The following is a 13,533-nucleotide window of genomic DNA, read 5'->3' as shown; positions in this document are numbered from 1 at the left end:
AGGCGTCCGCGCGGGGATGACCGGAAAGCTCCGCGGGAGCCTGGCCGCCGCTCCGGCGGGACGGGCTGGCGGCTCGGGCAACTGGGCCTGGGGGTAGTGCGGTTGGGCACCGTCCGCCGCTGGACCGCCCGGCCCGCTACCGCCCCGCGGTGTCCAGGATGACCCGGGCGACGAGGGCCGGGTCGTCGTTCATCGGGACGTGGCCGCAGTCGGGGAGGCGGATCAGGCGGGCGTCGGGGATGAGGCGCTTGGCGCGGATGCCCTGGCGGCGCAGGAGGAGGCGGTCCTTCGCGCCCCAGGCGATGGTGACCGGGAGTCCGGTCACGTCCTCGGTGAAGCGCAGGTCGAGTCCGGCGGCGAGAGTCTTGTCGAAGCCGGTGGCGTTGCGCAGGGCGAGGGTCTCGGCGACCGCGGCCTCGGGTGAACGGCGGGCCGGACGGGCGTAGATGGTGCCGGTCAAGGCCGCGCGGCCGGCCGCAGAGCGGGACAGCCGTTCGATCAGGGAGAGCGGCAGCAGCCGGGCGCCCGCGCGCATCGCCTGCAGGGTGCGGAAGGCGTAGATGCGCTCGCCCTCGGTGTAGAAGCCGCCGGGGGAGAGGGCGGTCACCGAGCGGGCCAGCTTCTGGCGGCCGAGTTCCAGGGCGAGCAGTCCGCCGAGCGAATTGCCCGCGAGGTGCGGGCGTTCGATGCCGAGCGACTCGCTGAAGGCGTTGAGGATCCGCGCCACGCTGCCCAGTTCGTAGGGGACGCCGTCCGGCAGGCCCGGGGAGACGCCGAAGCCGGGCAGGTCGACCGTGATGACGTCGTACTGCGCGGCGAGCGCCGGGACGACCGGGTCCCAGGCCTGCCCGTGGTGGCCGATGCCGTGCAGCAGGACCAGCGGTTCGCCGCTGCCTGCGCGGTCGTAGGCGACGGTCACGGTCTGCGGACCGTGCGCGGACTCGACGGTGAAGGAGGCCGTGGCGGTCATGCTGCTCCTCGGAGGGTCATCGGGGTCGGGCAGGGGGGTTAGACAGTCTGTCAGTAAGTCCCTACCGGTGGGTAGCCCCTGGTTCCGGTTTCCTGTTCCGGCCCCGGGTGCTGGGGCGGATTCCTGGATGTGGCACGCCCGGCGGGCCGCCGCCCTCGCCCAGGCGGGCCACACCCTGGCGCCCGCCCCGCCGGATCGCTGGCGGGTGGCCGGGGCCAGGGCCGCGGAGGTGGGCGGATCACCGCCGCGGCGGGGGTGCCCTCCAGGGACTCGCCGAAGAGGAACCGACCTTGGAGGCGGCGTACCTCCGACTCGCCGCCTCGGACGCCGAGTTCGCCGCCACCCGGCAGGACCCCTGAGATGTCACCGCTCGCCGTCGCCCACTCCGAATGGCTCAAGATCCGTTCGGTGCGCGCTAGTTGGGGGTCCCTGCTCGCGGCCCTCGGCGTGACCTCGGCCGTCACCGTGCTCGTCCACGCCACCGCCGGCCCCGCCGAGGACACCGACCCGCTCTTCGGTGCCTTCTTCGCCCTCACCTTCGGCCAGATCGCCGCTCTCTGCTTCGGCGCCACCGCGGCCGGTGCCGAGTACCGGAACGGCTGCCCTGCGTGTCTCGCTGTCCGCGGTGTCGGGCCGGGGGCTGCTATACGGGGCGAAGACGGCGGGGATCCTCGGCGTGGCCCGGCTGACCGTCCTGCCGCGCAGCGCCGTGGCCGTACTGAGCTTGCTCATCCCCATCCTCCTGATCGTCTTCTGCGCGGTCTGCGCGGCCTGGGCCGCCCTCGACGCCCTCGCGGGGTGGTGGGCGCTACGGTGGCGGGACGCCTGAGCAGCAGGGTGGCGGTCTCGTCCACGGGGGGTGGGGCTGCCGACGGGCTTCCCGGCGCAGGCCCCGGAGCCCCGAGTCGACCCACCTGACGTACCGCCAATGTCGGTGCGGGGCTGTTTACTTGAGGCATGACCAGGCCACAGGATCTCGCGGCGATAGAGCTGCTGTGCTCGGGGGAGTTCCCCGCCGAGCACAGCGGATCCGGTGCGGGCTTCGCGGGTCCCGGCTTTCGGATGGCGTACCTCGGTACGCAGTCGGTGGAGAGTGCGGAGACGTCCCGGGGTACCGGGCCGGGGTGGGCCGGAGCCGAGGAGTGCGGTCAACCAGAGGCCCGCGTAGGGGAGTTGGAGCAGCGCGAGGCCGAACGCGAAGCCCTGCGGGCGCAGTTGACCGCGCGCTGGGGTGACCCGGGGGAACTGGCCCTGGACGGGCTGCTGTTGCGCTCCTGGGAGCGCGCGGAGGAGATACCGGAGCCCTGGAAGACGCTGAGCGAGGAGGCCGGGCACCTCTACCTCTGGCGCACCGACCCCGAGGGGCGCTGGCTGGGACTCGGCATCACACGGACCGGCCCCGAGCAGGCGCCCCGCCTGCTCGCCGTGGTCACCGAGACCGACCCGCCGTGAGACGGGGAGCGGTCCCCCTACGACGGGGAGCGTTCCCTGCTGCGGCGGGGCGCAGTCCGCTCTCCCGTCGTCCGCCCGCCCGCCCAGCGCCGCCCGCCCAGCGCCGCCCGCCCAGCGCCGGACGCCCGCGATCTGCGGACGTCCGGTAGGTCAACGGCCCCGGTGAGAAACGGAGTTGAGCGATCCCGCCCCGGCTGCGCGCCGCAGGTTCAGAGGATGGCACCAGGGGTGTACCCGGCGGCCTCCGGGCGCTGCTTCACCACGTCCTCGACGCGGGCCACCACGGCGGCCACCTGGTCGCTCGCGGCGCCGGTGAAGGAGAGCTTGTCCGCCATCAGGGCGTCCAACTGCGCGCGGTCCAGGGGGATCCGGGTGTCGGCGGCGAGCTTGTCGAGCAGTTCGTTGCGCTCGGCGCCCTGCTCGCGCATGGCGAGGGCGGAGGCCACCGCGTGCTCCTTGATGGCCTCGTGGGCGAGCTCCCGGCCGACCCCGGCGCGTACCGAGGCCATCAGGACCTTGGTGGTGGCGAGGAAGGGCAGGTAGCGGTCGAGTTCCCGGGCGACGACGGCGGGGAAGGCGCCGAACTCGTCGAGGACGGTGAGGAAGGTCTCCAGGAGGCCGTCGAGCGCGAAGAAGGCGTCCGGCAGGGCGACCCGGCGCACCACCGAGCAGGAGACATCGCCCTCGTTCCACTGGTCGCCCGCCAGCTCGCCGGTCATCGAGGCGTAGCCGCGCAGGATGACCATGAGTCCGTTGACGCGTTCGCAGGAGCGGGTGTTCATCTTGTGCGGCATCGCCGAGGAGCCGACCTGGCCGGGCTTGAAGCCCTCGGTGACCAGCTCGTGTCCTGCCATCAGGCGGACCGTCTTGGCCACCGAGGAGGGCGCCGCCGCGAGCTGCACCAGGGCGGTCACCACCTCGTAGTCCAGGGAGCGCGGGTAGACCTGGCCGACCGAGGTGAAGGCCTGTCCGAAGCCGAGGTGCGCGGCGATGCGCTGTTCCAGTTCGGCCAGCTTCGCCGCGTCGCCGCCGAGCAGGTCGAGCATGTCCTGCGCGGTGCCGACCGGGCCCTTGATGCCGCGCAGCGGGTAGCGGCGGAGGAGTTCCTCGACCCGGGCGTAGGCGACCAGGAGTTCGTCGGTGGCGGTCGCGAAGCGCTTGCCGAGGGTGGTCGCCTGGGCGGCGACATTGTGCGAGCGGCCCGCCATGACCAGCTCGCCGTACTCGCCGGAGAGCTTGCCGAGCCGGGCGAGGACGGCGACCGCCCGGTCCCGGACCAGTTCCAGGGAGAGGCGGATCTGCAACTGCTCGACGTTCTCGGTGAGATCGCGCGAGGTCATGCCCTTGTGCACGTGCTCGTGCCCGGCGAGCGCGTTGAACTCCTCGATCCGGGCCTTCACGTCGTGCCGGGTGATCTTCTCCCGGTCGGCGATGGAGGCGAGGTCGACCTCGTCGAGGACGCGTTCGTAGTCGGCGAGCGCCGCCTCGGGCACCTCGATGCCGAGGTCCTTCTGGGCGCGCAGGACGGCCAGCCAGAGCCGGCGCTCCAGGCGCACCTTGTGCTCGGGGGACCACAGGGTCGCCAGCTCGGTGGAGGCATAGCGGCCGGCCAGGACGTTCGGGATGCGGGGCTTCGCAGACGCAGTCACGGAAGACGATTCTACTGGTCGATTCCTGCAGGCCAGCGCCGTGCACGCGTTCGTCGGAAGCTACGAGAGGCGCGTCACGCCGCCCTCGGGCGCGGGCGGGTGCCGCGGGCTCAGCGGACCCGGTCCTCGTACGGCAGCAGCTCGGGGCGCTTGGCCGCGCGGCCGTCGCCGGAGGACCGGCCGGTCAGGCGGCGCCCGATCCACGGCAGCAGGTGCACCCGGGCGAAGCGGGCGTCGGCCGCCCTTCTGGCCGCCCAGTTCGCCGGGGCCGCCGGGGGCAGCGCGGCCTGCCAGTCGCTCTCGCCGGGGTGGCCGAGGGCCTGCCAGACCGCCTCCGCCACCCGCCGGTGGCCCTCGGCGGTCAGATGCAGCCGGTCCACGTCCCACATCCGCTGGTCGGCGAGGGAGGGCGCGCCGTAGAGGTCCACCACGAGGGCGCCGTGCCGCTCGGCCAGTGAGCCGAGGGCGGTGTACAGCTCCTCCATGCGCGGCCGGAAGCGCTCCAGGAAGGGGCCGCTGCGGCCGGGGCTGCGCATCAGGACGAGCTGCTTGCAGGAGGGCGCGAGCCGCTCCACGGCCTCCTCCAGGAGGGCGTGCACCCGGCCCATGTCGCAGCGCGGGCGCAGGGTGTCGTTGAGGCCGCCGACCAGGGTGATCACATCGGCGCCCATGGCCGCGGCGGGGCCCACCTGCTCCTCGACGATCTGCCCGATCAGCTTGCCGCGCACCGCCAGGTTGGCGTACCGGAAGTCCGGGGCGGCGGCCGCCATCCGGGCCGCGAGGAGATCGGCCCAGCCGCGGTAGCTGCCGTCGGGCAGCAGGTCGGACATGCCCTCGGTGAAGCTGTCGCCGAGCGTGACGAGACTGGTGAATTTCGCATCGATCCCCATGACGCCGACGATCGTAGCGCGGTGCCGGACCCCGCCGAGGAGGGGCCGGCACCGCGCCGCGACGGCGCCCCGGCTCAGGCGGTGGGCTGCTTGAACAGCACCCGCAGCACGTCCTCCATGGTCACCAGACCGGCGAGGCGCCCGTCGTCGCCGAGGACCGCGGCCAGGTGGGTGCGGCTGCCGCGCATCGCGGCGAGCACCTCGTCGAGCGGGGTGCTCTCGCGGATCCGGGCGATGGGCCGCATGTCCCGGATCTGGAAGGGGACGTCCGGCGGCATGGCGTCCAGCGCGTCCTTGACGTGCAGATAGCCGATGATCCGGCGGCCGTCGTCCACCACGGGGAACCGGGAGAAGCCGGATTCGGCGGAAAGCCGCTCCAGCCCCTCCGGGGTGATCCCGAGCCTCGCGTACATCACCCGCTCCAGCGGCAGCACCACATCGCGTACCGCGTGGCGGCGCAGCTCCAGGGCCTCGCGCAGCCGCTCCGTGGCGCGGTCGTCGAGGAGGCCGGCCGCCGAGGAGTCCTTGACCAGGCGGGCCAGTTCGTCGTCGGAGAAGGTGGCGGCGACCTCGTCCTTCGACTCCACCCTGAGCAGCTTGAGCAGGGTGTTCGCGAAGGCGTTGATGGTGAAGATCACCGGGCGCAGCGCCCGGGCGAGCGCCACCAGCGGCGGTCCGAGCGCCATCGCGCTGCGCACCGGCTCGGCGAGGGCGACGTTCTTCGGGATCATCTCGCCGAGCAGCATGTGCAGATAGGTGGCGAGCGCCAGCGCGAGGACAAAGGAGATCGGGTGGACGAGGCCGTGCGGCACCCCGGCCGCGTCGAAGCCCGGTTCCAGGAGGTGCGCGAGGGCGGGCTCGGCGACCACGCCGAGGACCAGGGTGCACAGGGTGATGCCGAGCTGCGCGGCGGCGAGCAGCGCGGAGACGTGCTCCAGGCCCCACAGCACGCTGCGCGCGCGCCGGTTGCCCTGCTCCGCGTAGGGCTCGATCTGGCTGCGCCGCACCGAGATCAGCGCGAACTCGGCGCCGACGAAGAAGGCGTTGGCGACCAGGGTCGCCAGGGCGATCAGCAGTTGGACGGCGATCATCGCTCCCCCTCGCTCAGGGCGCTGCCGGTGACCGGCGCGTGCAGCAGGACCCGGGCGGCGCGGTGGCCGCTCGCGTCCACCACGTCCAGGCGCCAGCCCGCGACCTCGACGCTGTCGCCGGTGGCGGGGATCCGCCCCAGCTCCCGGGCGACCAGACCGGCCAGCGTCTCGTACGGGCCCTCCGGGGCGCGCAGTCCGACGCGGGCGAGCTGGTCCATGCGGGCGGCGCCGTCGGCCGAATAGCGGGACCGGCCCTCCTCGTCGAGTCCGGCGGGGGCGAGGTCGGGTGTCTCGTGCGGGTCGTGCTCGTCGCGGACCTCGCCGACGACCTCCTCGACGATGTCCTCCAGGGTGGCCACCCCGGCGGTGCCGCCGTACTCGTCGATCACCACGGCCATGGTGCGGCGGCCGGAGATCCGGTCCAGGAGCCGGTCGACGGTGAGCGTCTCGGGCACCAGGAGGGGTTCGCGCATCAGCGCGGAGACCGGGTGCCTGAGCCTGCGCTGCGCGGGCACGGCCAGCACGTCCTTGATGTGCACGATGCCGACCACCGAGTCGAGGCTGCCCCGGTAGACGGGGAAGCGGGACAGGCCGGTGGCGCGGGTGGCGTTGGCCACGTCCTCGCAGGTGGCCTGGGCGTCCAGGGCCATCACCTGGACCCGGGGCGTCATCACGTTCTCGGCGGTCAGGTCGGCGAGGTTCAGGGTGCGGACGAACAGCTCCGCGGTGTCGGGTTCCAGGGCGCCTTCCTTGGCGGAGTGGCGGGCGAGCGCCACCAGCTCCTCCGGGCCGCGGGCCGAGGCCAGCTCCTCGGTGGGTTCGATGCCGAAGCGGCGTACGGCCCGGTTCGCGGTGTTGTTGAGGTGGGTGATGAAGGGCCGGAAGGCGGCGCTGAACCAGCGCTGCGGGGTCGCCACCCGCTTCGCCACGGGCAGCGGCGAGGAGATGGCCCAGTTCTTCGGCACCAGCTCGCCGACCACCATCAAGAAGACCGTGGACAGCGCGGTGCCGAGCACCAGGGCGGCCGAGCGGGCCGCGGAGTGCGAGAGGCCGATGTCCTCCAGCGGCCCGGCGATCAGCTTGGCGATGGACGGCTCGGAGAGCATGCCGACCACCAGGTTGGTGACCGTGATGCCGAGCTGGGCGCCGGAGAGCTGGAAGGTCAGGTGCCGGGCCGCCTTGAGGGCACCGGCGGCACCGCGTTCGCCGCGCTCGGCGGCGCGCTCCAGTTCCCCGCGTTCGACGGTGGTGAGCGAGAACTCGGCGGCGACGAAGGCACCGCAGGCCAGCGAGAGCAGGACGGCCACCGCGAGCAGGAGCACTTCGATCATCGGGTCACCTCCGTCCCATCGTCGGACAGGGGCGGCGGTTCTGCGCGATATCGGCTACTGGGGGGCTCGTCCACGGCGGGACTCTCACACCTTTCCTCGGTGGCTGGGCTGTAGGAGCCATCGTAAAGGATCGGCAAAGTCGGGGGTGAGCCGGGCCGGGCTTGAAGGCTTAGGCCAGCGGCTTCACCCAGCGGCGCCAGTGCTCCTCGGGTCCGTATCCGGCGGCCCGCCAGGCGTGCTGGGCGCGCGCGTTGTCCCGGAGCACCATCGCGTCCCCGCGGCGCCCGCCGAGCGCCGTGAAGCGCGCCTCGGCCGCGGCGAGCAGGGCGCGGGCGATGCCCTGCCTGCGGTACGCGGGCGCCACGGCCAGCCGGTAGAGGTGGCAGCGCCAGCCGTCGAAGCCCGCGATCACGGTCCCGGCAACGCTGCCCTCGCGCTCGGCGAGGAGCAGGGCCCCGGGGTCGCGGGTGAGCAGCCGGGTCAGCCCCTCGGCGTCGTCGCTGATGCTCGTCCCCTCGGCGGCCTCCCGCCAGAACCGCAGGACGGCGTCGATGTCGGGCCGGGTGGCGGGGCGGATGTGCGGAGTCTCCATGGGGCAAGCCAAGCAGTGGACCGCGTCACGGGGCGAAGGGATTTCGGGTGCGGCGGCCGGTATGTCGCCCCCGGCGGCGGGACCGGGCCGCGCCGCCTTCCGGATTGCCCGCCCGGCGCCGCTCGAACGCCGGTACGCTGCGCGGCAGTTCACGGGACGCGGAGGCCGGGGATGGGGGAACCGACGTTCGGCGTGCTGGGCACGCTCCAGGTCAGGGTGGGCGGCCTGCCGGTCCGGGTCGGCGGGCCGAAGCCGCGGGCGATCCTGGCCACCCTGCTGCTGCAGCCCGGCGGCTTCGTCTCGGTCGACCAGCTCACCGAGGTGCTGTGGCCCGGCGGCGCGCCCCGGTCTGCCCTCGCCAATGTGCGTACCTATGTCCGCGCGCTGCGCCGCACCCTCGCGGCGGCCGGGGTGCCCATCGGGGGACTGCGCACCGAGTCCTCCGGCTACGCCCTCGACGTGCCACCGGACGCCCTCGACCAGCTGCTCTTCCAGCGCCGCCTGGAGCAGGCGCGCGCCCTGCGCGAGCGCGGCGAGAGCGCCGGGGCGCTCCGCCGCTACGAGGCCGCGCTCGGGCTGTGGCGCGGCGGCGTCCTCCAGGACGTGCCCTCCAGCGTGGTCTGGGACCCGGCCGTCTCCCGCCTGGAGGCGCTGCGGTCCGCGGCGGCCGACGAATGCCTCGAGGTGCGGCTGCTGCGCGGGGACCACGCCCCGCTCGTCGCCGAACTGCGCTCCCGCCTCGCCGAGGACCCGCTGCGCGAGGACCTGTGGCGGATGCTGCTGCGCGCGCTGTACGACGCCGGACGCACCACCGAGGCACGCGCCGGGTACGCGGAGGCGGAGCGGCTGCTCGCCGCGGAACTGGGCACCGAGCCGAGCGCCCCGCTGCGCGCCCTGGGCGAGGAGATCAACGGCTACGCCACCCGGCGGCGCCCGGCCGACCCCGGCCCGGTCTGCCAACTCCCCATGGACGTACCGGACTTCACCGGCCGCGCCGCGGAGATCGGCCGACTGGAGGACCGGCTCGCCACCGCCGGGCGGCAGCCTGTCGCGGTCACCGTCACCGGACCGCCGGGCTGCGGCAAGACCACCCTGGTGGTGCACGCGGCCCACCGGATGCGCGCCCACTTCCCGGACGGCCAGCTCTACGTCGACCTGGCCGGGCTGAGCGCCCGGCCCCGGGAGCCCGCCGACGTGCTCGCCGAGATGCTGCGCGGACTCGGCGTCATCGACGGCGCGCTGCCCGCGGGGCTCGGCGAACGCGCCGCCCTGTTCCGCTCCCGGCTGGCCCAGCGCCGCCTCCTCCTGGTCCTGGACGACGCCGCGGGCAGCGCCCAGGTGCGCCCCCTGCTGCCCGGCACCGGCGGCAGCGCGGTCCTGGTCAGCTCGCGACGGCGGCTGACCGGGCTGCCGGTCCACGAGATCCGGCTGGGCGTGATGGAACGCGAGGACGCCCGGGCGCTGCTCGGCTCGCTGGTCGGCGCGGAACGGCTCGACCGGGACCCGGCGGACGCCGACCGGGTCCTCGCGGGCTGCGGCTCGCTGCCGCTCGCGGTGCGGATCGCGGGCGCGCGGCTCGCCAACCGCCCCGGCTGGACCCTCGGCGCCCTCGCCGGCTTCCTGGAGGACGAGCGCGGGCGGCTCGACCAGTTGCAGACCGGCGAACTGGAGGTGCGGGCCGGGGCGGAGCTGAGCTACCGGCATCTGCCCGAGCCCGCCGCCCGCGCCTTCCGGGCCTTCGGCCAGCTGCCCGACGAGGCGGTGGCGGGCTGGACGGTGGCCGCGGCCACCGGGGAGAGCGGAGAGGCGGCCACCGGCCTGGAGACCCTGCTCGACGAGCACCTGGTCGAGTTGGTGGACACCGACCGCCTCGGCCTGCCCCGCTACCGGATGCACGAACTGCTGCGCTGCTACGCCCGGGAGCTGACCGAACAGGACGACCGCCGGGTACGGAGCGGGCGGCGTACCCGGGTGCTGGACGCGCTCACCGCGCTCGCGCAGGCCGCCAACGCGGCGATGCCGACCCGCTTCCTCGGCGTGCTCGGGGAGCCGGTGGCCCCGGCCGGTCCCGCCGCCGCGCTCACCGAGGCGGTGCGCGCCCGGCCCGTGGAGTGGTTCGAGGGCGAGCGCCGCGTCCTGGTCGCCGCCGTGGACCGCGCGGCCCGGCTCGGGGACGTCCCGCGCGCCGCCGCGCTCGCCGTGGAGCTGGCCAGCTTCTTCGACATGCGCGGCTACTACGACGACTGGCTGCGCACCCACCGCCTGGTGCTCGACGCCATGGACGAGCCGCGGGACGTGCACGCCGCCGCCCTGCTGCGCAACCTCGGGCAACTGCACCTCTACCAGGACCGGTACGCCGAGTCCCTGGACAGCTTCGCCCGCTCCCGGACGCTGTTCGCGGCCCTCGGGCACCTGCCGGGCGAGGGCTTCGCCGCGGTGGGCGCGGGGTCGGTGCACCGGGTCACCGGGGGGCTCGACGCGGCGCTGGCCGCCTTCACCGAGGCGCTGGAGCTCTTCGTCCGGGCCGGTGACCGGCACGGCGAGGCCATCGCCCGCAACGCCCTCGCCTCGGTGTGGCTGGAGCGCGGGGAACCCCGGGCGGCGGCCGGCTGGCTGGAGGGCGCGCTGCGGCTCTCCCGTGAGCTGGGCGACCGGCACCGCGAGGCACAGGTGCGCCGCCGGATCGCCGTACTGCACGAGCTGCGCGGTGAACCGGGCGCCGCGCGGGCCGAGTTGGAGGGGGCGCTCGGCATCTTCGACGAGCTGGCGGACACCCACTGCGCGGCCTATGTGCAGCAGAGCATCGGCGAACTCTGCCTGCGCCAGGGCGATGCGGCGCAGGCCTCGGCGCTGCTCGTGGGCGCGCTCGTGGTGCAGCGGCAGCTGGGCGACCGGCGGGCGGAGGCGCGGGTGGCCTGTCTGCTCGGCGAGTTGCACCACGCCACCGGCCGCAAGCAGACCGCCCGCCGCTACTTCCACCGCTCGCTGTCCACCTGGCGCCGCCTTGAGGCCCGCGACCAGGCGGCCCTGGTGGACGCCAAGCTCCGCGCGCTGCACTGAGCGGCCGGGCGGGCGGCCGGGTCCGGCCCCGTGCCCGGCCCGGCCGCCGCGCGGTCAGCAGCGGTTGGTGCTGGTCTGGTACCGCGCCAGGAAGTCGTTCCAGGTCACGCCCTGCAGGACGGAGACCACGACGCTGCCGTTGTGTATCTGCTCGTAGTGCAGGTGCGGGGAGAGGTCGTAGAGCGCGGAGGACTTGCCGACCTTGCCGATCTGCTGGCCGACGGCGACGGTGTCGCCCGCCTTCACGTCGCGCGCGCTCAGGTGCGCGTAGCGGGTCTGCCAGCCGTCGCCGTGCCCGATCACGATGGTGTTCCCGTAACCGGTGTCGGTGGCGTAGTACGAGGAGAGGACCGTGCCGCCCGCGCTGGCGAAGACGCGGCGGCCGAAGTCGTCCGGGGTGCCGTTCGCGTCGTAGTGGTTGAAGTCGATGGAGTGCGCCGGGCTGTGCCCGTTCCAGTTGCTGCCGCGCCAGCTCTGGCCGCAGTCGAAGGGCAGCTTGAAGGCGGGCCTCGCCAGTACGCCGACCCCCGCGGCGTTCTCCTGGGTGGCCGCGGAGGCGAGCGGAGCGGTGGCCAGCACGGCGGCGGCGGTCCCCGCGGCGGCCAGCAGCCGGCGCATGTGTCTGTGCATGGTTCTCCCCTTGGATCGTCGGGTGACCCGGCGATTCAAGGGGGCGGGCATACAAAGCGGATACATTCCCGCGGCGGCCGTAGCGGGGCAGGTGCCGCGGTCGGCGGGGGCGGGGTGCGCCCGGCCCCGCCGACCGTGCCCGCGGCTCAGGGATAGGAGACGAGGTTCTCCTCGGTGTGGCCCGAAGTGACCGCGCCCCCGGTGTCGTTGACGACATGGTTGATGGTCCCGGTGCCGCCGCCGAGCGAGATGGTGACCAGGTGCCGGAAGCGCACGCCCTCCTTCTGCGGTGCCTCGACGGCGCGTTCGCTGACGACGGAGGGGTCGGCGTTGAAGAAGCAGTACACGCCGAGGCCGAAGGCCTGGTGGTCGTCGACGGCGTCGTCCACCTTGTAGGAGGCGAAGCCGCGGGTGCCCCGGTTCATCCAGGCGTCCTGGTTCGGCGGGTCGTAGGGCATCTCGCTCTGGAAGAAGTACGTCCGCCCGCGCTCGCCGTTCCAGTACACCTGGTAGTCCTGGTAGTGCTCGACGAAGAGCCCGTAGCAGGTGACGTCGTCGCCGTTGACGATCAGTCCGTACTTGGCCGGGTTGGTGTCCCAGCCGATGCCCTCGCCGTGGTCGCCGCGCCACAGCCACAGGTGGTCGCAGATGACGTGGTTGCTGTTGATCGCCAGGCTGACGTCGGCCCGGCCCGCGTGCCGTCCGCCGACCCGGCAGAAGACGTCGTGCAGCGAGGTCGGGTTGGCCGCGTGGTCGGCGTCCGCGCCCTCCGGGCCCACCACCAGGAGGACCGGCGAGGACTGCTCGTTCGCGTCCACCAGGATCCCGGCGATCTTGACGCCGTCCACGTCGGCGACGGTGAGCGCCGCGGCCCCGCCCGCCGGGGTCAGGGTCGCCAGGCCCAGACCGAGGACCACGGTGTTCGCGCGGGTGACCTCGATGGTCCCGTCCAGCTCGTGGATGCCGGGGGTCAGCAGCAGGTGCCTGCCGTCCGCCAGCGCGCTGTTGATCTCGGCGACCGGGGTGCCCGGCTGGGCGATCAGGAAGTCCTCGACGGGCAGCGACTCCCCGCGCGGGGTGCCGTTCTCCCAGCTGGTGCCGGTGGCGTCGGTGCGCAGCGCGGGTACGAAGACGCGGTAGGCGCCGCCCTCGTCCACGTACAGGAAGGGCTTCTCGCGGATCACCGGGGTGCGGTCGACGGTGGTGTAGGGCGGCTCGGGGAAGGAGTCGCCGGGGGCGCCGCCGGTGCCGAGGAAGACCATGTTCCAGTTGGCGCCCGCCCAGCTGCCGAGGCCGGAGTTGCGGGTGAACCACTGCTGCTGGGTACCGGAGTTCACCTGCCCCTCGATCCGCGAGTCGGCGAGGAAGCCGCCGCTGGCCCAGCCGTTGTCGTCGAGCGCGAGGTCGCCGCGCAGATGGACACGGCGGTAGGGGGCGGCCTGGGAGACGGCCCACCGGTCGCCGCCGCTCGGCGGGGTCACCGAGAGGTTCTCCGCGACCCGCCAGAAGTTCTGGGTCGCGTTGCCGTCGAACCAGTCGGCCTCGGCGTGCACGGTGCCGTCGATCGTCACGTCGTCGGGGGACAGGCCGAGCCCGAGGATCTGGGTGTTGAAGCCGATATTGGCGTCCACCCGGTAGCTGCCCGGCAGGAAGAGCAGCGCGTACCGGCTGCTGCCGAACTGGTCCCTCTCCTGCTGTGCGAAGACCTCGTCCAGCTTCGCCTGGATCGACTCGGCGGACATCGAGGGGTCGAAGACCAGGGCGTTCGGGCCGAGGTCGGGGGCGGCGGCCCGGCCCGCGCGCGGGGCGGCGGAGGCGGAGCCGGGGGCCGCCGTGCCGAGGGCCGCGGCGGCGCCGGCGGCCGCGGC

10 protein-coding genes and 1 pseudogene are annotated in these 13,533 nt (G+C 74.0%); 3 read left to right on the top strand and 8 right to left on the bottom strand.

Features of this window, described 5'->3' with window-relative positions:
- Positions 1-136: 136 nt before the first annotated feature.
- Positions 137-970 (bottom strand): alpha/beta fold hydrolase, encoded by an 834-nt coding sequence (locus HFV08_RS27445; RefSeq protein ID WP_168543153.1) that lies wholly within the window; start codon positions 968-970, stop codon positions 137-139.
- 360 nt (positions 971-1,330) lie between these two features.
- Between HFV08_RS27445 and HFV08_RS32605 the strand changes: the two are divergent.
- Positions 1,331-1,799 (top strand): annotated as a pseudogene (locus HFV08_RS32605) (hypothetical protein).
- 128 nt (positions 1,800-1,927) lie between these two features.
- Positions 1,928-2,422, top strand: a complete 495-nt coding sequence (locus tag HFV08_RS27435) for a hypothetical protein (RefSeq protein WP_168543152.1) — start codon at positions 1,928-1,930, stop codon at positions 2,420-2,422.
- A gap of 209 nt (positions 2,423-2,631) precedes the next feature.
- On the opposite strand, the gene purB is transcribed toward HFV08_RS27435, so the two are convergent.
- From purB to HFV08_RS27410, 5 genes are all read right to left on the bottom strand, one after another.
- On the bottom strand, positions 2,632-4,071 hold the full coding sequence (gene purB / locus HFV08_RS27430; protein ID WP_168543151.1) for an adenylosuccinate lyase: 1,440 nt from the start codon (positions 4,069-4,071) through the stop codon (positions 2,632-2,634).
- A 110-nt stretch (positions 4,072-4,181) separates the two neighbouring features.
- Positions 4,182-4,961, bottom strand: coding sequence for an SGNH/GDSL hydrolase family protein (locus HFV08_RS27425; protein ID WP_168543150.1), 780 nt, complete (start codon positions 4,959-4,961; stop codon positions 4,182-4,184).
- Positions 4,962-5,035: 74 nt separating this feature from the next.
- Positions 5,036-6,052 (bottom strand): hemolysin family protein, encoded by a 1,017-nt coding sequence (locus tag HFV08_RS27420; RefSeq protein WP_168543149.1) that lies wholly within the window; start codon positions 6,050-6,052, stop codon positions 5,036-5,038.
- Complete coding sequence (locus HFV08_RS27415; RefSeq protein ID WP_168543148.1) at positions 6,049-7,383, bottom strand: hemolysin family protein; 1,335 nt, start codon at positions 7,381-7,383, stop codon at positions 6,049-6,051. Before HFV08_RS27415 ends, HFV08_RS27420 begins: the two co-directional genes overlap by 4 nt.
- A gap of 169 nt (positions 7,384-7,552) precedes the next feature.
- The gene (locus HFV08_RS27410) at positions 7,553-7,975 is read right to left on the bottom strand and encodes a GNAT family N-acetyltransferase (protein ID WP_168543147.1); all 423 of its coding nucleotides are present in this window, start codon (positions 7,973-7,975) and stop codon (positions 7,553-7,555) included.
- A gap of 171 nt (positions 7,976-8,146) precedes the next feature.
- On the opposite strand from HFV08_RS27410, the gene HFV08_RS27405 reads away from it, so the two are divergent.
- Entirely contained in the window at positions 8,147-11,035 is a 2,889-nt protein-coding gene (locus HFV08_RS27405) for an AfsR/SARP family transcriptional regulator (protein ID WP_168543146.1), read from the top strand.
- A 54-nt stretch (positions 11,036-11,089) separates the two neighbouring features.
- On the opposite strand, the gene HFV08_RS27400 is transcribed toward HFV08_RS27405, so the two are convergent.
- Both HFV08_RS27400 and HFV08_RS27395 read right to left on the bottom strand, forming a co-directional pair.
- Positions 11,090-11,665 (bottom strand): M23 family metallopeptidase, encoded by a 576-nt coding sequence (locus tag HFV08_RS27400; protein WP_210430859.1) that lies wholly within the window; start codon positions 11,663-11,665, stop codon positions 11,090-11,092.
- 146 nt (positions 11,666-11,811) lie between these two features.
- Positions 11,812-13,533: pectate lyase-like domain-containing protein (locus HFV08_RS27395; RefSeq protein WP_168543145.1), on the bottom strand; the 1,722-nt coding region annotated here is incomplete at its 5' end.

Source organism: Streptomyces physcomitrii (genome assembly GCF_012273655.1).
In the GTDB taxonomy this organism is placed as follows: Bacteria; Actinomycetota; Actinomycetes; order Streptomycetales; family Streptomycetaceae; genus Streptomyces; species Streptomyces physcomitrii.
The sequence above is the reverse complement of the archived record's forward strand: the minus strand, read 5'-3'. Positions and strand labels throughout refer to the sequence as shown.